This window comes from Comamonas sp. (assembly GCF_036643215.1).
In the GTDB taxonomy this organism is placed as follows: Bacteria; Pseudomonadota; Gammaproteobacteria; order Burkholderiales; family Burkholderiaceae_C; genus Comamonas.
Genome location: NZ_JAVXSJ010000030.1, coordinates 15956 through 33509 on the forward strand (window position 1 = coordinate 15956; position 17554 = coordinate 33509).

14 protein-coding genes and 1 tRNA gene are annotated in these 17554 nt (G+C 57.7%); 9 read left to right on the forward strand and 6 right to left on the reverse strand.

Going from position 1 to position 17554, the window contains the following annotated elements; all coding sequences use genetic code 11:
- Genes pstC through phoR form a run of 6 tightly spaced genes read left to right on the forward strand, consistent with a single transcriptional unit; the run spans position 1 to position 5527 of the window.
- Complete coding sequence (gene pstC, locus RSF91_RS16600; protein ID WP_332569475.1) at positions 1 to 939, forward strand: phosphate ABC transporter permease PstC; 939 nt, start codon at positions 1 to 3, stop codon at positions 937 to 939.
- On the forward strand, positions 936 to 1820 hold the full coding sequence (gene pstA, locus RSF91_RS16605; protein ID WP_332569465.1) for a phosphate ABC transporter permease PstA: 885 nt from the start codon (positions 936 to 938) through the stop codon (positions 1818 to 1820). The genes pstC and pstA overlap by 4 nt, the downstream gene beginning before the upstream one ends.
- Before the next feature lie 17 nt (positions 1821 to 1837).
- Complete coding sequence (gene pstB / locus RSF91_RS16610) at positions 1838 to 2614, forward strand: phosphate ABC transporter ATP-binding protein PstB (RefSeq protein ID WP_099736412.1); 777 nt, start codon at positions 1838 to 1840, stop codon at positions 2612 to 2614.
- Positions 2615 to 2664: 50 nt separating this feature from the next.
- Positions 2665 to 3366, forward strand: coding sequence for a phosphate signaling complex protein PhoU (gene phoU / locus RSF91_RS16615; RefSeq protein ID WP_099736413.1), 702 nt, complete (start codon positions 2665 to 2667; stop codon positions 3364 to 3366).
- An 18-nt stretch (positions 3367 to 3384) separates the two neighbouring features.
- The gene (gene phoB, locus RSF91_RS16620) at positions 3385 to 4080 is read left to right on the forward strand and encodes a phosphate regulon transcriptional regulator PhoB (RefSeq protein ID WP_332569466.1); all 696 of its coding nucleotides are present in this window, start codon (positions 3385 to 3387) and stop codon (positions 4078 to 4080) included.
- A gap of 46 nt (positions 4081 to 4126) precedes the next feature.
- On the forward strand, positions 4127 to 5527 hold the full coding sequence (gene phoR, locus RSF91_RS16625; RefSeq protein WP_332569467.1) for a phosphate regulon sensor histidine kinase PhoR: 1401 nt from the start codon (positions 4127 to 4129) through the stop codon (positions 5525 to 5527).
- A gap of 17 nt (positions 5528 to 5544) precedes the next feature.
- Here the strand turns inward: phoR and RSF91_RS16630 are convergent, their stop codons facing one another.
- The 5 genes from RSF91_RS16630 to trxA form a co-directional block, all read right to left on the reverse strand.
- Positions 5545 to 6939, reverse strand: coding sequence for an MATE family efflux transporter (locus RSF91_RS16630; RefSeq protein WP_332569468.1), 1395 nt, complete (start codon positions 6937 to 6939; stop codon positions 5545 to 5547).
- Positions 6936 to 8663 carry a hypothetical protein gene (locus RSF91_RS16635; RefSeq protein WP_332569469.1) on the reverse strand — a complete coding sequence of 576 codons (1728 nt, stop codon included), beginning with the start codon at positions 8661 to 8663 and terminating at the stop codon, positions 6936 to 6938. Before RSF91_RS16635 ends, RSF91_RS16630 begins: the two co-directional genes overlap by 4 nt.
- Before the next feature lie 174 nt (positions 8664 to 8837).
- Positions 8838 to 9083 (reverse strand): type B 50S ribosomal protein L31, encoded by a 246-nt coding sequence (locus tag RSF91_RS16640; protein ID WP_099736418.1) that lies wholly within the window; start codon positions 9081 to 9083, stop codon positions 8838 to 8840.
- Between the two features lie 159 nt (positions 9084 to 9242).
- Entirely contained in the window at positions 9243 to 10505 is a 1263-nt protein-coding gene (gene rho, locus RSF91_RS16645; RefSeq protein WP_099736419.1) for a transcription termination factor Rho, read from the reverse strand.
- A gap of 273 nt (positions 10506 to 10778) precedes the next feature.
- Positions 10779 to 11108 (reverse strand): thioredoxin TrxA, encoded by a 330-nt coding sequence (gene trxA, locus RSF91_RS16650; protein WP_332569470.1) that lies wholly within the window; start codon positions 11106 to 11108, stop codon positions 10779 to 10781.
- Between the two features lie 215 nt (positions 11109 to 11323).
- Between trxA and RSF91_RS16655 the strand changes: the two genes are divergently transcribed.
- The 3 genes from RSF91_RS16655 (at position 11324) to RSF91_RS16665 (ending at position 17370) form a co-directional block, all read left to right on the forward strand.
- Entirely contained in the window at positions 11324 to 12610 is a 1287-nt protein-coding gene (locus RSF91_RS16655) for a TIGR03862 family flavoprotein (RefSeq protein WP_332569471.1), read from the forward strand.
- 149 nt (positions 12611 to 12759) lie between these two features.
- Entirely contained in the window at positions 12760 to 16833 is a 4074-nt protein-coding gene (locus RSF91_RS16660; RefSeq protein ID WP_332569472.1) for a response regulator, read from the forward strand.
- A 231-nt stretch (positions 16834 to 17064) separates the two neighbouring features.
- Positions 17065 to 17370 (forward strand): hypothetical protein, encoded by a 306-nt coding sequence (locus RSF91_RS16665; RefSeq protein WP_332569473.1) that lies wholly within the window; start codon positions 17065 to 17067, stop codon positions 17368 to 17370.
- A 51-nt stretch (positions 17371 to 17421) separates the two neighbouring features.
- On the opposite strand, the gene RSF91_RS16670 is transcribed toward RSF91_RS16665, so the two are convergent.
- Positions 17422 to 17497, reverse strand: a tRNA-Asn gene (locus RSF91_RS16670).
- Positions 17498 to 17554: the final 57 nt, after the last annotated feature.

Here is a 17554-nt window from a genome sequence, read left to right on the forward strand (position 1 = left end):
ATGATGTCGGGTCGTCTGGCGGATCGCCTGTTTGGTGGCTTAGCGCGCAGCGCAGCGATTTTGACGCTGGTGCTGCTCGTGGCCATCATGGGCTCGTTGATTGTGGGCGCCTGGCCCGCCATTCATCAGTATGGCCTGGGCTTTCTGACCAGCAGCGTCTGGGATCCTGTGCAGGACCAGTACGGCGGTCTGGTCATGATTTACGGCACGCTGGCCACTTCCGCCATCGCGCTTTTGATTGCAGTGCCTGTGAGCTTTGGCATTGCCCTGTTTCTGACAGAGCTGTCGCCCGCCTGGCTCAAGCGCCCTCTGGGTACGGCCATTGAGCTGCTGGCCGCAGTTCCTTCCATCGTTTACGGCATGTGGGGCCTGATGGTGTTCGGCCCCGTGCTCGCCACCTATGTGCAGCAGCCCCTGCAGTCGCTGCTGACCGGCGTGCCTTATCTGGGTGCTTTTGTTTCTGGCCCGCCCGTGGGTATCGGCATTCTGTCGGCCGGCATTATTCTGGCAATCATGATCATCCCGTTCATTGCCTCGGTGATGCGTGATGTGTTTGAAGTCACGCCCGCGCTGCTCAAAGAGTCTGCCTACGGTCTGGGCTCCACGACCTGGGAAGTGGTCTGGAAAGTGGTGCTTCCCTATACCAAGACCGGTGTGCTGGGCGGCGTCATGCTGGGTCTGGGCCGCGCTTTAGGGGAGACCATGGCCGTCACCTTTGTGATCGGCAACATGAACCAGCTCAACTCGCTGTCCGTATTCGAGGCGGCCAACAGCATTACCTCGGCGCTGGCCAATGAGTTTGCGGAAGCGGGCGAAGGCCTGCACCAGGCATCGCTGATCTATCTGGGTCTGGTGCTGTTCTTCATCACCTTTGTGGTGCTGGCCATGTCCAAGCTGCTGCTCAACCGTCTGCAGAAGAATGAAGGAGCCCGCTCATGAGCTCGACCTCCACAAAAATGCTCAATGCCGCCGATCTGGCGGCTGTGCGCCAGGCCAAGTACGACAAGCGCAAGCGTATGAACCGGCTGGCGCTGGCTCTGTCCTTGGCGGCCATGATGTTCGGTGTCTTCTGGCTGGTCTGGATTCTGTGGGAAACCGTGCGCCAGGGTGTGGGTGGCCTGAGCTTTGCGCTGTTCTCGCAGATGACGCCGCCGCCCAATGACGAGGGCGGCATTGCCAATGCCATCTGGGGTTCTCTGATGATGGTGGCGCTGGCCACGTTTGTGGGCACGCCCATTGGCGTGATGGCAGGCGTCTATCTGGCCGAATATGACAAAAAGAGCTGGTTGGCCGGAGCGACCCGCTTTGTGAATGACATTCTGCTGTCGGCTCCCTCGATTGTGATCGGCCTGTTTGTCTACACCGTGGTGGTGATACGCCTCAAGAGCTTCTCCGGCATCGCCGGTGTGATTGCGCTGGCGCTGATTGTGATTCCCGTGGTCATTCGCACTACGGAAAACATGCTGGTGCTGGTGCCTGCCAGCTTGCGCGAAGCGGCCTATGCGCTGGGTACGCCCAAGTGGAAGGTCATCATCATGGTCACGCTGCGTGCCGCACGGGCCGGTGTGATTACCGGTGTGCTGCTGGCCGTGGCCCGTATTGCGGGTGAGACCGCGCCGCTGCTGTTTACCGCACTGAACAACCAGTTCTGGAATGCCGACATGACCAAGCCCATGGCCAGTCTGCCGGTCACCATCTTCAAATTTGCGATGAGCCCGTATGAGAACTGGCAGCAACTGGCCTGGGCTGGTGTGTTGCTCATCACCGTGGCGGTGCTGGGTCTCAATATTCTGGCGCGCTATATCACTCGCCAAAAGTAATTCGAAAGTTCACGATCATGACTGCAACCACTGCTCCCTCCAACGTCAAGCTGGCTGTGCGCGACCTGAACTTCTACTATGGCAAGTTCCACGCGCTCAAAAACATCAATCTCGACATTCCCGAGAAAAAGGTCACGGCCTTTATCGGCCCTTCGGGCTGTGGCAAGTCCACCTTGCTGCGCACCTTCAACCGCATGTTCGAGCTGTACCCAGAGCAGCGCGCTGAAGGTCAGATTTTGCTGGACGGCGACAACCTGCTGACCAGCAAGCAAGATGTGGCGCTGATTCGCGCCAAGGTTGGCATGGTGTTCCAGAAGCCCACGCCATTCCCCATGTCCATCTATGACAACATCGCCTTTGGCGTGAAGCTGTTTGAAAGCCTGAACTCTTCCGACATGGACGACCGCGTGGAATGGGCGCTGCGCAAGGCGGCGCTGTGGAATGAAGTCAAGGACAAGCTGCAGCAAAGCGGCTCTGGCCTCTCGGGCGGTCAGCAGCAGCGCTTGTGCATTGCACGCGGCATTGCAATCAAGCCCGAAGTGCTTTTGCTCGATGAGCCATGCTCGGCGCTGGACCCTATCTCGACCGCCAAGATTGAAGAGCTGATTGCGGAACTCAAGAGCGACTACACCGTCGTCATCGTGACCCACAACATGCAGCAGGCTGCGCGCTGCAGCGACTACACGGCTTATATGTACCTGGGCGACTTGATGGAATTTGGCGAGACCGAAAAAATGTTCTTCAAGCCCGAGCGCAAAGAAACAGAAGACTACATCACTGGACGGTTTGGTTAAGAGCCGAAAGCGGTCGCTAAGACCTCGAAAAACTGAGAAGGATTAGAGCAATGACAGAAAAACATTTGTCCACCCAGTTCGATGCGGAACTCAACCGCGTCTCGGCCCGCGTCATGGAGCTTGGTGGTCTGGTCGAGTCGCAGATTCGCAATGCCGTCTATGCGCTGACCAGCTTCAACCTCGATACGGTGGAGCAGGTCATCAGCACCGAGCAGCAGGTCAACGGGATGGAGGTCGAGATTGACCATGAGCTGTCCTCCATCATCGCCCGCCGCCAGCCTACGGCGCGGGATTTGCGCTTGCTGATCGCTTTCTCAAAGGCCACGGCCAATCTGGAGCGCATGGGCGACGAGGCCTGCAAGATGGCTCGTATGGTCAAGTCCATCATTGAAAGCGGCGCAGCGCGTTCGCTGCCCAGCGGAGAGCTGCGCATGGCGGCCCAGATGGCTTCAGAGCTGTTGCGTAAGACACTGGACGCTTTTGCCCGTCTGGACACCAAGGCTGCGGTAGCGATCTTGAAAGAAGATGACCTGATCGACGAAGAGTTTGATGGCTTTGTGCGCAAGCTCATCACGTACATGATGGAAGACCCGCGCACCATTTCGGCCAGTCTTGACCTGCTTTTCCTGGCCAAGGCCATTGAGCGCATTGGCGATCATTCCAAAAACGTGGCCGAGCTGATCATCTATCTGGTCGAAGGCAAGGATGTGCGCCACCAGACCATGGCCGAAATCGAATCGGCAGTACTGTAAGCAGGAGGCAACTGAGGGATGAAGAAGATGCCTATGGTTCTCATCGTTGAGGACGAACCTGCGATTGCAGAGCTGATCGCAGTCAATCTGAGGCATAACGGCTTCCAGCCCGTGTGGGCGGAAGACGGTGTTTCGGCGCAGCGCGAGCTGGATGCCGTGCTGCCCGATGTGATCTTGCTGGACTGGATGCTGCCCGGTGCCAGTGGCCTGACTCTGGCGCGCAAATGGCGTGCCGACAGCCGCACCAAGGGCGTGCCCATTCTGATGCTGACTGCGCGTGGCGATGAGCCCGACAAGGTGGCCGGCCTGGATGCCGGTGCGGATGACTACATCACCAAGCCTTTTTCCACGCAGGAGCTACTGGCCCGTATTCGCGCCGTGCTGCGCCGCCGCGCGCCCGAGCAGGTGCAGGACAAGGTCAGCATGGGTGAGCTGATGCTGGACGCAGCGGCCCACCGCGTGAGCTGGCAGGGCGATTTGCTCAAAATCGGCCCCACAGAGTTCAAGCTGCTCAACTACCTGATGAAGCACCCCGAGCGCGTGCACAGCCGTGCCCAACTGCTGGACAAGGTCTGGGGCGACCATGTCTTTATTGAAGAGCGTACGGTGGATGTGCACGTCAAACGCCTGCGTGAATCTCTGGGCGTGGCCGGTGCGCTGATTGAAACCGTGCGCGGTGCGGGCTACCGCTTCAGCGCGCAGGCTCTGGGCTGACGGCGTTTTTCCGAACCTTGGCTAAACATCACAACAAAGAGCAAATATGGGCTGGCGTGCTTTTCGATTATTAGCCTCTCAGATCGCCGCTGGCCTTGTGCTCTGGCTGGCTTGGGTCTATCTCATTCACCCGGAAGCGACAACGGCCCAGCAGGTGATTGTGGTGCTGACTGGTTTCTTGCTGGGCGGCTGGGTCTGGTGGCTGGTTGATAGCTGGAATGGCGCGCGGCTGCTGCGCTGGCTGCGTCAGTCAGAGCTCGGCGCTGCGCCTGATCTGTCTGGCATCTGGGGCGAGGCCGGTGTGCGTATGCGCCGCTGGATTCGCCAGGGCGAGCAGCAAGTGCATCAGGGCGATCAGCGCCTGAATGATATTTTGTCTGCTCTGCAGGCCAGCCCCAACGGCGTGGTGTTGCTGGATGAGCAGGGCCGTATTGAATGGTGCAACCAGATATCGGCCAAGCAATTTGGCTTTGATGCCAAGCGTGATGTGCTGCAAAGCATTGGCAACTTGGTGCGAGACCCGCAGTTCAGCGCTTACTTTGCTGCGCATGACTTCACGCATGACTTGGTTATGCAGGGGCGCGAAAGTACGCCTTCGCGGCCTGTGCGCCTTTCTGTGCAGCTGTATGGCTATGGCGAAGGCCGAAAGCTGCTGCTGGCGCGTGATGTCACGGCGCTAGAGCAGGCCGAGGCCATGCGCCGCGACTTTGTGGCCAATGTCTCGCATGAAATTCGCACGCCGCTCACGGTGCTGGCTGGTTTTGTCGAAACGCTGCAAAACCTGCCGTTAGAAGAGGATGAGCGAAACCGCTATCTGGAGCTGATGGCCCAGCAGGCCGAGCGTATGCGGCATCTGGTCGAAGATTTGCTCACGCTCTCGCGTCTGGAAGGTAGCCCGCTGCCCAGTAATAACGACTGGGTGTCGGTGGCGCACTTGCTCACCCGCTGCGAGAACGAGGCGCGTGGCCTGTCTAACGCCCTGACGCGCAAGCAGGTCAGGCCTCATGTGCTGAATTTTCCCGATGAAGCTGCGCTCCAGCATGCTGGTGAAATCGCCGGTGCCAGTGCAGAGCTGCACAGCGCGTTTTCCAATTTGCTGGCCAATGCCATGCGCTACACACCGGCGGGTGGGCAGATTGATGTGAGCTGGCAGATTCTGGATGATGGAACGGCCCGCTTTTCCGTCAAGGACTCAGGCCCGGGCATTGATGAGAAGCATGTCTCGCGTCTGACGGAGCGCTTTTACCGCGTAGACCGCAGCCGCTCCCGCGATACCGGGGGCACGGGGCTGGGGCTGGCCATCGTCAAGCATGTGCTGCAGCGCCATGGCGCCAAGCTCCACATTGCCAGCGCGATGGGCAAGGGCTCGGAGTTTTCTGTGACCTTCCCGGTGAAGCGGGTGCGTGTCAGCAGTGCGGATTCGACGGCTTCGCTGCTCTCACGATAAGAGCAGCGAGGTCGAGTTCAGTGCTCAGGTTCAGTGCCCAGGTTTACTGGGAGGGGCTGGACTGATTCAGGGGTGCGAATCACTTTGAGCAAAATGCTGCTGAAGGCAATGGCGGTCACAAACAAAGCCGCCGCGCTGCATGCCCAGAACAGCATGGGCGTGGCCTGCCAGTCTTGCCAGGCGGGGCCGGCCTGCCATTCATAGGTCAGCCAGTAGCCCATGCCCAGGCCGCCCCCCCAGAGTAGTACGCAGTAAATGAGCAGCGGGGCCACGGTCACGCGGTAGCAGCGCAGCACAAAGATGCAGTAGGTCTGCACACAGTCGGCTACATGGTAGGCGGCCACAGAGAACAGCAACCACGAGGCGAGAGCCATCACCTTGGGGGAGTCTGTATAAATGTCCACAATCAACCCACGAGCTATTAAAAGCGTAGCTGCTAGCGCGATACCAATAAGCGCTGAGAGCTTGAAACACTGTTGAATCAGGCTGCGCGCCTGCGCTTCATTACCTGCGCCGCGCCAGTAGCTGACGCGGGCACTGGTGGCAATGGCCAGCGACAGCGGCACCATGTACAGGATTGCGGCCAGATTGGCCGCAATCTGGTGGCTGGCCGATGAGAGCGAGCCCTGGCGCGCCACATACAGGGCCATCAGCGTGAAGGAGGTTACTTCCACCAGAATGGCTAGCCCGGCGGGCACGCCCAGGCGGCAGAAATATCCCAGCTGTTTCCAGTCCGGTGGCTCCAGCTTGGCCCAGAGCGCCAGTGGCTCATAAAAATCCTGCACGCGCACTAGCCACAGGGCAATGGCAAACATGGTGTAGTTGACCAGCAGTGTTGCCAGTGCGCAGCCCACAGCGCCCATGGGCTGCAGGCCCAGGCCGCCAAACGTGAACCAGATAGACAGCGGTATCTTGATCAGCAGCGAAAGCAGTTGCAACCAGGTGACCAGCTTTGGGTGGCCCAGTGCCTGATTCAGTGCGCTGTAAATGCGAAACAGCAGCGCAGGTGGCAAGCCCCAAGCGAGCACGGCCAGATAGCGTTTGACTTCGTGCTGAAGCGCGTCTGGCACATCGGTCCAGCGCAGCAGCGCATCAGGCATGAGCAGCACGGCCATGCCAAGCACGCAGGCCAGCACGCACAGATACATGGACTGCCGCAGCGACCGGCCAATAGCCAGCGGCTGGCCCGCGCCGCGTTGCTCTGCCCACAGCGGCAGCAGGGCCTGAAAAATGCCCATGAGCGAGGCATAGACGCTGACGAAAATGGCTGAGCCTACGGACAGGGCGGCAAGTGCATCGTCGGAATAGCGGCTTGCCACAATGGTGTCGGTGGTGCCAAAAGCCATGACGGCCAGCTGGCCTGCCAGCACCGTACCTGCGTGGCGGCCTATGTGTTGCAGCTCGCTCTTCATTGCGCAGCCGCTGAATCTGTGCGCTTGAGCAGAATCAGCACTTCCTTGCGGCCGCTCAGGCGGGTGATACGACTCACTTCATCCCAGCCCTGGCGTAGCTTGATATTGTGGTCGCCCGCCCAGCGGTCAGCATCGACCAGCGCCCAGTTGCACGGGGCGGTTGGGTTGTGGCGCAGCAGGGCGGTATCTACATGGGTGTAGTAACGCACGGCTGCGATTTGCGAGCGACCCAGACCATAAGTCAGCACGCAGCCGGTAGCCTGTGCTTTTTGCATCTCGCCGGCCAGCTGGGTCATCTGAAATTCATAGCTGCGCGCATGGTCCAGTGGTGCGATCCAGAGTGTGGACAGCAACACCCAGCTCAGCGTGGCACCGCCTGCAGGCAGAACCAGACTCTTCCAGATGGCGGCTCGATTGCGCGAGGTGCGCCAGACCACCAGAGCAAACCAGCTTGCTGTGGCGATCAGTGCAATCAGAACCGAAATCCAGGAAATGCTTGCTTCAAATTGAGGAGCTAGACGCGCAATATTGGCGGCGATCTTGGGCGGATATCCTGTCTGAAATGCCAGCCAGACCACCCAGATGGCAATGGCCGAGACGGTGAAGAACAGCAGCGTAAACCAGTCAATCAACGCGCTGATGCTGCGGCGGAAGGTGGGCAGTGCAAAGGCGGCCAGCGTGGCAATAGCAGGCAAGCCCAGCAGCAGGGCGCGGTCTGCGGGGGTGCTGCTCAGGCAGGCGGCAACGGGTACTGCCGCAAACAACAGTGCAATGGACAGATGAGAGTTTTTGCGAGGAGACGCAATCTGACGGCGCCAGACCCACAGTGTCCACAAAGCCAGCGGCCACGCAGGCCAGCAGAACCACAGCAGCAGCTGCAGCAGTCCACTCAGGTCGCTGACGGAATCCACCAGGTGCCAGACCCACTGGTCAAGGGCTGTGGTCAGCATGGCGGCCAGCACCGTGGCCGCCAGCCATGCCGCAGCCCAGATGCGGGCCTGACGATGGGCGCGGCCGGGGTTATCGCCCCAGCTGTGCTGCGTGAAGGCAATCAGACTGCCGCCCAGACCAAACAGTACAGCCATGGTGGGCGCGCCGCTCAGGGCCAGACCCAGCAGGCCGACGAGAAGTGCAACGGCAGATTTGTTGGGGTGGTAGGCCATGGCGGCCGCTGCAAAAAATACCAGCGCCGTGCAGCCCAGCTGGGTGACGTAGCTGGTCGTTTCATGGGATGGCTGGGCCAGCCCCAGGGTGGCGACCAGTGCCAGCAAGGCCGCATCGGCCATGGCTCGGGAGTAGTCAATCAGCTGTGCTTCGCCGCCAAAGGCAAAAGCAACGGGCTGTGCGCCGGGGGTGCGGGCTAGGTAGTAGGCACCCCACCAGGTAGCGCCCAGCGTGAGAATTAGTAGCGCAATAAAGGGCAGACGTGCAGCCATCTCGGGGCCCATCAGCCACCCAAAGCCTTGCAGCGACAGGGCGCCCAGCCAGTAGGGCAGCAGGCCATCCATGCTGGGGGAAAGGCCGGAGAGCTTGGGTGCCAGCCAACTGGTGTTGCCCAGAGCCAGCTCTCGCATGAAGCCAAAGGCCTCCATGTCGTTGGAGCGCCAGGGGCCGCGCATGACAAAGCCGGGAATGACGTAGGCCAGGCACAGCAAAAGCAATGCCCAGCGCGGCAGGCGGCGCACAGCGCTTTGGGCAACGATGGCGGGTGTGGGCTGGTTCACGCAATCAATCCGGTAGCGGCGGTGCAAAATTGCACGGCCAGATCAGGCGGTAGCGCTTGAGAATAAAGCGCAGGGTGCTCCGATGATAGGAGCGTTGAGGATGCTGCGGAGCAGGCCTCAAAAGAAAAGGCAGCACGGTTGCCCGAGCTGCCTTTGTCAGCGAAAAAGTAAAAATTACTTCTTGCCGAAGCGGTTGCGGAACTTCTCCACGCGGCCACCCATGTTGTCCACCGACTTTTGTGTGCCGGTGTAGAAGGGGTGCGACTCAGAAGTCGTGTCCAGCTTGAACAGGGGGTATTCCTTGCCTTCGAAGTTTTCTGTTTCCTTGGTGTTCACGCACGAACGGGTCACAAACTTGAAGCCGTTGGACATGTCCACGAACAGAACTTCGCGGTAGTTAGGGTGAATGCCTTCTTTCATGATCTTCCTTTGGTCAAGTGCGGTAGCCGTGCCTGACCTGCTACAACCCTTGTAGCAGTGGTTAATCAAGCGTACTTTCCGCAATAGAAAAAGCCCACCATTATAACGTGGCGGGCCTGATGAGTTTAATACAGGCTAAAGCCCGTATGCGGCAATTTATTAACCGCCGCGACGCATCATGTCGAAGAATTCGACGTTGTTCTTCGTCGCCTTCATGTTCTTGATCATCAGCTCCATGGATTCGATCTCATCCATGTTGTACATGAACTGACGCAAGATACGCGTCTTTTGCAGAATCTCGGGAGCCAGCAGCAACTCTTCGCGGCGTGTGCCGCTCTTGTTGAGTTCGATGGCAGGGAACACGCGCTTTTCGTACAGGCGGCGGTTCAGGTGCAGTTCGCTGTTACCGGTGCCCTTGAATTCTTCAAAGATCACTTCGTCCATGCGGCTGCCGGTATCGACCAGTGCTGTGGCGATGATGGTCAGAGAACCACCTTCTTCCACCTTGCGGGCCGCGCCGAAGAAGCGCTTGGGGCGCTGCAGAGCGTTGGAGTCCACGCCACCCGACAACACCTTGCCCGACGAAGGCACGACGTTGTTATAGGCGCGGGCTAGGCGGGTGATGGAGTCGAGCAAAATGACTACATCCTTGCCCAGCTCCACCAGGCGCTTGGCGCGCTCGACGACCATTTCCGCCACGTGAACGTGGCGTGTGGCGGGCTCATCGAAGGTGGAGGCAATGATTTCGCCCTTGACCGAGCGCTGCATTTCCGTCACTTCTTCAGGGCGCTCGTCTACCAGCAGCACCATCACGTGCACATCGGGGTAGTTGGACGTGATGGCGTGAGCAATGCTCTGCATCATCATGGTCTTGCCGCTCTTTGGAGGGGCAACAATCAGTGCGCGCTGGCCACGGCCAATGGGGGCAATGATGTCAATGATGCGGCCGGTGATGTTTTCTTCGCCCTTGATGTCGCGTTCAAGGCGCAACTGCTCCTTGGGGAACAGAGGGGTCAGGTTTTCAAACAGCACCTTGTGCTTGTTTTGTTCGGGCGGGTTGCCGTTGACCTTGTCGAGCTTGGTCAGGGCAAAGTAGCGCTCGCCATCCTTGGGGATGCGCACTTCGCCTTCGATCATGTCGCCGGTGTGCAGATTGAAGCGGCGCACCTGGCTAGGGGAGATATAGATATCGTCCGTGCTGGCTGTGTAGCTCGTGTCGGGGCTGCGCAGGAAGCCAAAGCCATCGGGCAAAATTTCGAGCACGCCGTCGGCAAAAACTTGTTCGCCCGCTTTTGCGCGCTTTTTGATGATGGCGAACATCAGTTCTTGCTTGCGCATGCGACCGACGTTTTCGATCTCAAGCGCTTCGGCCTGCTTCAAGACTTCAGACACGTGCAGTGCCTTGAGTTCATTAAGGTGCATGAAATGACTCCAAGCGTGGAGTGAGAATAACCAGGGGGGAGGCGTAGAGCCTAACGAAACACTGTGAAAGTGGGCAGGCTTGCCTGAAGAAAAATCCAGCGCGGTCCCATGCGGTGGCCGGCGGTTTAACCATTATGACAGGAAAAGCGGCGCAGCTTGCAAGCTATTTATTCCGTGCTCGTCATCTGCTGCCTGCGCCGGGCGATCTGCAGATGTGGGGGCTAAGCCCAAAAACAAACAGGGCCTCAAATGAAGCCCTGTTTGCTGAACACATCAGATGTGCTGGTCGAGGAACGCCGTCAGCTGAGTCTTGTTCAAAGCGCCCACCTTAGTGGCGGCCAATTGGCCATCTTTGAACAACATCAGTGTGGGGATGCCGCGAATGCCAAACTTGGCAGGAATTTCACGGTTTTCATCCACGTTCATCTTGGCGATCACCACCTTGCCTTTGTAGCTTTCGGCCACATCGTCCAGGATGGGGGCAATCATCTTGCAGGGGCCGCACCATTCAGCCCAGTAATCCACCAGCACGGTAGTGCCGGGTTGCAGTACGTCAGATTCAAAGCTTGCATCAGTGATGTGCTTGATCAATTCGCTAGCCATTTGTAGTCCTGGATTTTCTTGAATCAAAAAAAGATCGACGGTGTACCCGTCTAGTGACTTGATTGTGACAGAAACTCATCTCCCGCTGCATTGTGTGGCGGTTGTTTACAGCTATGACGTTAATAGTGCCTGTCTTATCGTAGAAATGCCTGCGGTGGTATTCTGCGCAGCCTTTGGCAGTCCGTTGGCTGCCTGTTGAATTAGGTAATAGAAGTATGAGTCTCTCGGAGCCGTTGGTGGCCGATTCTGAAGTGGTCTGTGATGTGGCTGTAGTGGGGGCAGGCCCCGCTGGGCTGATGGTGGCTGAGCAGCTGGCACAGGCTGGTTTGTCTGTGCGAGTGTTTGAGACCAAGGCCTCGGCCGCGCGTAAGTTCCTCATGGCTGGCAAGGGGGGGCTCAACCTCACGCATTCCGAGGAGTTTGCGAGTTTTGTCACCCGTTATGGTTCTCGTACTGCGGATTTGACGCCTTGGTTGCAGCATTGGGGAGCAGAAGAATTGAAGGCCTGGGCTAAAAGCTTGGGCTTTGATACCTTTGTGGGGACATCGGGCCGAGTCTTTCCCGCAGATATGAAGGCGGCGCCATTGCTGCGCGCCTGGTTGGTGCGCATGAAAGCCCAAGGGGTGAAATTTCATATGCGCCACCGCTGGCTGGGCTGGGATGCAGATGGAAAGCCTGTGCTGCAGACGGAAGATGCAAAGGTCAAGGTGGACTGCAAGGCTTTTGTGCTGGCAACTGGCGGCGCAAGCTGGGCTCGTCTGGGCTCTGATGGCGCATGGGCTTCGTTGCTTGAAGGCAAGGGTGTAGATCTTGCGCCGCTGCAAGCAGCCAACTGTGGTTTTGATGTGGGTGGGGCGCAGGGGCGTGCAGCAGGCTGGAGCGACGTATTCGCCCAGCGCTTTGCGGGTCAGCCTTTCAAGCCTGTGGTTCTGCGATTCACCGATGACCAAGGTGCCAGCTTTGCGCGCCAGGGCGAGTTTGTCGCGACGCAAACGGGGGTGGAAGGAAGCCTGATTTATGCCGTTTCGTCCATGCTGCGAGACTGTATTGCTCGTCAGGGTCATGCGACGTTCGAGCTGGATTTGCTGCCGCAATTTAGCGCCGAGCGTGTGCTGCAAGAAGTCATGCACCCACGCGGTTCGCGAAGTCTCAGCAGCCACCTCAAAGGCCGGTTGGGTCTGGATGGCATCAAGGCCGGTCTTCTGTATGAAGTTCTTGGTAAAGACGGTATGGCTGATTCGGCGCGCCTGGCTGCAACGATCAAGGCAGTGCCTTTGACGGTGATTGCGCCGCGCCCTATTGATGAAGCCATTAGTACTGCGGGCGGCGTGCGCCTTGAAGCGCTGGATGCGCATGGCATGTGCACGGCGCTTCCTGGGGTGTTCTGCGCTGGGGAAATGCTGGACTGGGAGGCGCCGACGGGTGGTTATTTGCTGACGGCCTGCATGTCATCGGGTGTGCATATTGCCAATGGCGTTGCGAAGTACCTGCAAGGCAAGTAATTTTGTGAAGGTGTTTTGGCAATAGGGAAACTGCATTAATTTTTGAGAATGCATTTGTCGTGAGAAAGGTTATTCTTGCTTTAACCAGCAAGTAAACAGACGGCATTCGTGCCGCTCACGACAAGAGGGCTCCCTAAATGCTCAGGCGCATGCTTGATTCGCTGAAACAGCCTTCACTGCGGCTCACTATCATCGGTATTGTTTTTTTGGTTCTGGTGCCAACGCTTGGCGTGGTGCTGTTCACATTGTTCAATGCCGGCAAGTCCTTTCAAGAAGCGACAACGCGCCAGCTGCAGGAAACTGCCAGAACGGTGGCGCGCTCTACTGCCAATGAGCTGGAGCTGACCTCAAGTGTTTTGCTGAGTCTGGCCGAGCTTCATGGTGATAGAGAACCACTCAGCCCGCGGAGCGCTGCCAGCTTTGCCAATGGCTCTTATGCGATCTATCAGGTCAGTGGAAAAGAAGGTCGCTGGCAGTTTCAAGGAGCAAGGCCTGAGCAGCCAGAAATTCAGCATCTGACCCTGGAGGCTGCTCAAACCGGTCGCCCCCAAGTCTCGGATATTTTGGATTCAGACGACAAGAGCAAGCCATTCAAGCTGGCGTTTGCTGTGCCGGAAATTAGTGGAACGTCGCAAATGCGGATGACCACGCTTGTCACGACTCCCGCTGATTTAATTCACTCACTTTATAAAAATAACGAGAGCAATCTTTCTGTCATCTTGGCCATTACCGATGGCACGGGGCGCATTCTTGGGCGCTCGGTCAATGGTCAGCAGTTTCTGGGTAAGAAGACACCTGACTGGCATTTACTGAAGGCTAGCGGCACAGACAGCGGTTTTTTTAAAGCGCGAACCCTTGAGGGGCGTCAAGTCATGTTCGCCTTTCAGCGCATCAGCGGCACGCCTGGCTGGGTTGCTGTGGTCGGTGAAGCGGCATCCAGTTTTGAAGAGCGCTGGCAGCGGCCCATCAAAACCATGCTGGTGGCGACTGTTGCTGCGGTACTGCTGGCTTTGGTGATCGCGCTGACGCTGGCGCAGCGTGCAGTCAGGCCTATTCGCCATCTGGCCGCACGTGCACGGCGTATTGCGAGTGGAAAACCCACTAAGTCACAGAGCATCAGTGACGATATTCCGCCTTCGTTTGTGGCGGAGTTTGAAGCCTTGAGGCTGAGTCTGGATCAGGCAGACAAAGTGCTGAACAACAGTCTTGAGGAGAGCCGCAGAGCGGAGAAGCAGGCGCAGGAAAATAACGAGGTACTGCGTGCGGCCGAGCGGCAGGCGAAACTGGGTCACTGGTCTCTGGATGTGGAGACTGGGATTCTTACCTCGTCCGAAATGCTTTCCGTGTTGTATGGCGATGAATCTGAGCCCAGTGACTTGCCGGTTGAGGCGCTGGATGAGCGGCTTGTGCCAGAAAGTGCGCGGCGAATCAGTGCTGCAGTGAAACGGTGTATTGAAACAGGGGAGTCCTATGCCCTTGAAGTCGAGCATTGCCGGACTGATGGCAGTACGTTTGCAGCCTATGTTCAAGGCTCTGCGGTGAGAGATATCGATGGCCGTGTTGTCAAGATTGCTGGAATCATGCAGGACATCAGTGAGCGTAAGGAGCAGCGCGATCGCTGGGCTGCTTTGGCCGATAACTTGCCATCCGGGGTTATTTTTCGCATTGAGCGTGATTCGCAGCAGTATTTAAAACTCGCATTTTTGAGTGCCGGGCTTGAAACTTTGACGGGCTTGCCAGCTAGCGAGGTCCTGCAGAATCCGCGCAGATTGCTGGCTGCTGTGCCTGCTTCCGCGCTGCAGCACTTGAATAAACTGATGCGTTATTCAAATAGCGCTGGCAAGGTCATCGATGAAGTTTTCCCCCTACAAACAGCCTATGGGCAGAGTATCTGGATCCATCTGCGGGCTGCATTGCGGATTACGGGTGTGGAGTCTGCTGTGTGGGATGGCATTGCCCGTGATGTGACTGCAGAGCGTGAGGCAGCAGATGCCTTGCGTGCTGCGAAAGAGGCTGCAGAGACGGCGGAGCGTGCCAAGAGTGATTTTCTGGCCACTATGAGCCATGAGATTCGCACGCCCATGAATTCCGTCATTGGCATGGCGCGCTTGGCCATGCGTACGGACCTGAATCCCAAACAGCGCAATTACCTGGAAAAGATCAACGAATCGGCCAATGTATTGCTGGGCATCATCAACGATATTCTGGACTTTTCGAAAATCGAGGCGGGTGGTTTGGATCTGGAAGGTGTTCCAGTGCGGCTGGAAGCCGTGCTGGAGACGGTTTCTTCAGTCACAACCCTGCGGGCAGAGGAAAAGGGGTTGGAAGTGACCTATGCCGTGGCACCCGAAACGCCTGCAGTGTTCAAGGGGGATGCGCTGAGGCTGGGTCAGGTGATTACGAACTTGGTGGGTAACGCCATCAAGTTCACGGAGCACGGCGATGTGGTCGTTTCCGTTAGCCCCATCTGGGATGAGTCGCGCTTGAGTCGCAAGTTGCTGTTTTCTGTGCGCGATTCAGGTATCGGCATGAGTGCCGATCAGATGAAAAATCTCTTCAACCCGTTTGCGCAAGCGCAATCGGATATTGCTCGCCGTTACGGTGGTACGGGTCTGGGGTTGGCTATTTCCAAGCGTCTCGTGACGTTGATGGGGGGCGAAATTTGGGTGGAGAGTGAGTTGCGTCGGGGGAGTACGTTCTTCTTTACGATGGGTTTGGTGGATGCGGAGCACGAGCCCGCTGATTTGCATGTTCGTAACCAGTTGGCCCTCAATCTGAAGGGGCGTCGAATTCTCGTGGTGGATGACAACGCCAGCGCACGCGGGGCACTGGTCGAGATGGTGCGAGGCTTTGGCATGCAGGTTGCTGATGCCGATAGCGGCATGGCGGCGCTTGAAATGCTGCGTGCAGGTGCGGGTGGCTGCAGCGCCTTTGACATTGTTCTGCTTGACTGGCGAATGCCAGGTATGGATGGGGTGGAAACCGCGCGCCATATCAAAGAGGATATGCATCTGAGGCAGATGCCTGCGGTGCTGATGGTCACGGCCTATGGGCAAGAAGCCATGATGCAGGCGAGTGCAGGGCTGGGCTTGCAGGGGGTGCTGCTCAAACCTGTGACTCAGTCTGTCATGTTCAACACTTTGCTGGGCGTGTTCTCGGGTTCTGAAGGCGCGTATGAGTCCCGCTCGGCCTATGCTCCCAGTGATGTATCTGCCTATGCCGGTTTGCGCGGCAAACGGGTGTTGGTGACGGATGACAATGCGCTGAATCGCGAGGTGGCGACTGATTTTCTGGAATGGGTAGGTGTTCAGGTGTCAACGGCGGTGAATGGGCGCGATGCCATCGTTCAGCTTGAAAGGCGTGAGGTGGATGCCGTTCTCATGGATATTCACATGCCGGAGATGAATGGGCTGGAGGCGACGAAGCAAATTCGCAGTCATGCGCGCTGGGCTCAACTCCCTATCATTGCCTTGACGGCTCAAGCTCGCGGCGAGGATCAGCTGCTTAGTCGTGAAGCTGGTATGGATGGACACTTGACCAAGCCAATCGATGAGGTTGCGCTCTACAGTACTTTGCTGAAGCTTTGTAGTGCTCGCAAAGAGATTGTTCAGGAGAGTTCAGTGGCGCAGGAGGGGGCGGTTGCTGGCGCTTCCGCAGCACAAATGTTTCCGCGCTTGCCATCTTCGCCGCAACGCAAAGCAGGGTTGCTGCGTGGGTTTCTGAGTGACTTTGACCCCTTGCCTCGGCAATTTGAGCAATTACTCTCAGGGCATCGCTGGCATGAGCTTGCGGAGCTGGTCCATCAAATCAAAGGCAGTGCCAGTTATCTGGATGCCGTGCAACTATGTGCGGTGGCCAATGTCATAGAGCGCGCGGGGCACGATGGCAATGCGGATGTAGTGCGAGATCTGGCTGATCAGTTCCTGTTGCTTGTGCATGAATGTCTTGCTCAGGTTCGCTGGGTGCTGCACCAGCTTGAGACTCCTGAAGCGGTCGCTGATGGTGTGGCGGCAAGTGTTGATTCGCTGGCGCTGCTTGATCGCTTGATTCCGTTGGTTGATAGTGGCGACTTTAGTGCCCGGACACTGCTTGAGCAATTGATTCAGTCTGCAGGCGGGGCTTCATGGCATGGTCAAGCTCAGGCTGCGCTGGATGCATTTGATGACCTGGAGCTTGCTACGGCGCAGCACATGCTTTCGCAATTGCGCAGGCGCTTGCTATGAATTGAAGTGTTACAAAGGTGTGTGGGTGTAAACCTACATACTTTATATGGCGGTGATGCAGAATTTTGAGTCATAAAGGTGCTTTGCAGAGGGTTGGCGTGAGGGGCAGTCATCCTGCGAGGGGAACTCTTGCAGTAGGGCAGGTGCTAAAGCCTGGACTCATTACGCTGGCAGTGTTGCTTGATGCATGAGTGCGATAGACGCACTTGATCACTGGTAAAGGAGGTCGACATGTTTCTCGGCAAGATTTTTGGCTTTGGGCGCTCCGAGCCGCGCTATATCCGCCGTACACGTGCCTACCTGCAAGAGGCGCGCATGGCCATGCTGGAGCACACGATTGCGGCAGAGCATTACCAGTCATCTGCGCAGATGTATGCCGAGCGCGCGGCAAGGCTTGAAGAGGAGCTGCACGCATGGGAGCAGGGTGATCAGCATGCACCTGCTGTGCCGCATCACTATGCTTACCCGACACGGGCCGTGCAAAAAGCTGTCGCTGTAGATACAGCGCCGGTCAGTGGCGTGGTTCGCGCTGCTTGATGGTGCTAAAAAAGAAAAGCCTGTATGCGCGAACATACAGGCTTTTTATTGTGGCTCCTCAACCTGGGCTCGAACCAGGGACCTACGGATTAACAGTCCGGCGCTCTACCAACTGAGCTATTGAGGAAGATGTCTTTGAGACTTGCCTTGAGCGATTGCAAGGCAATTAAATTTTGGCTCCTCA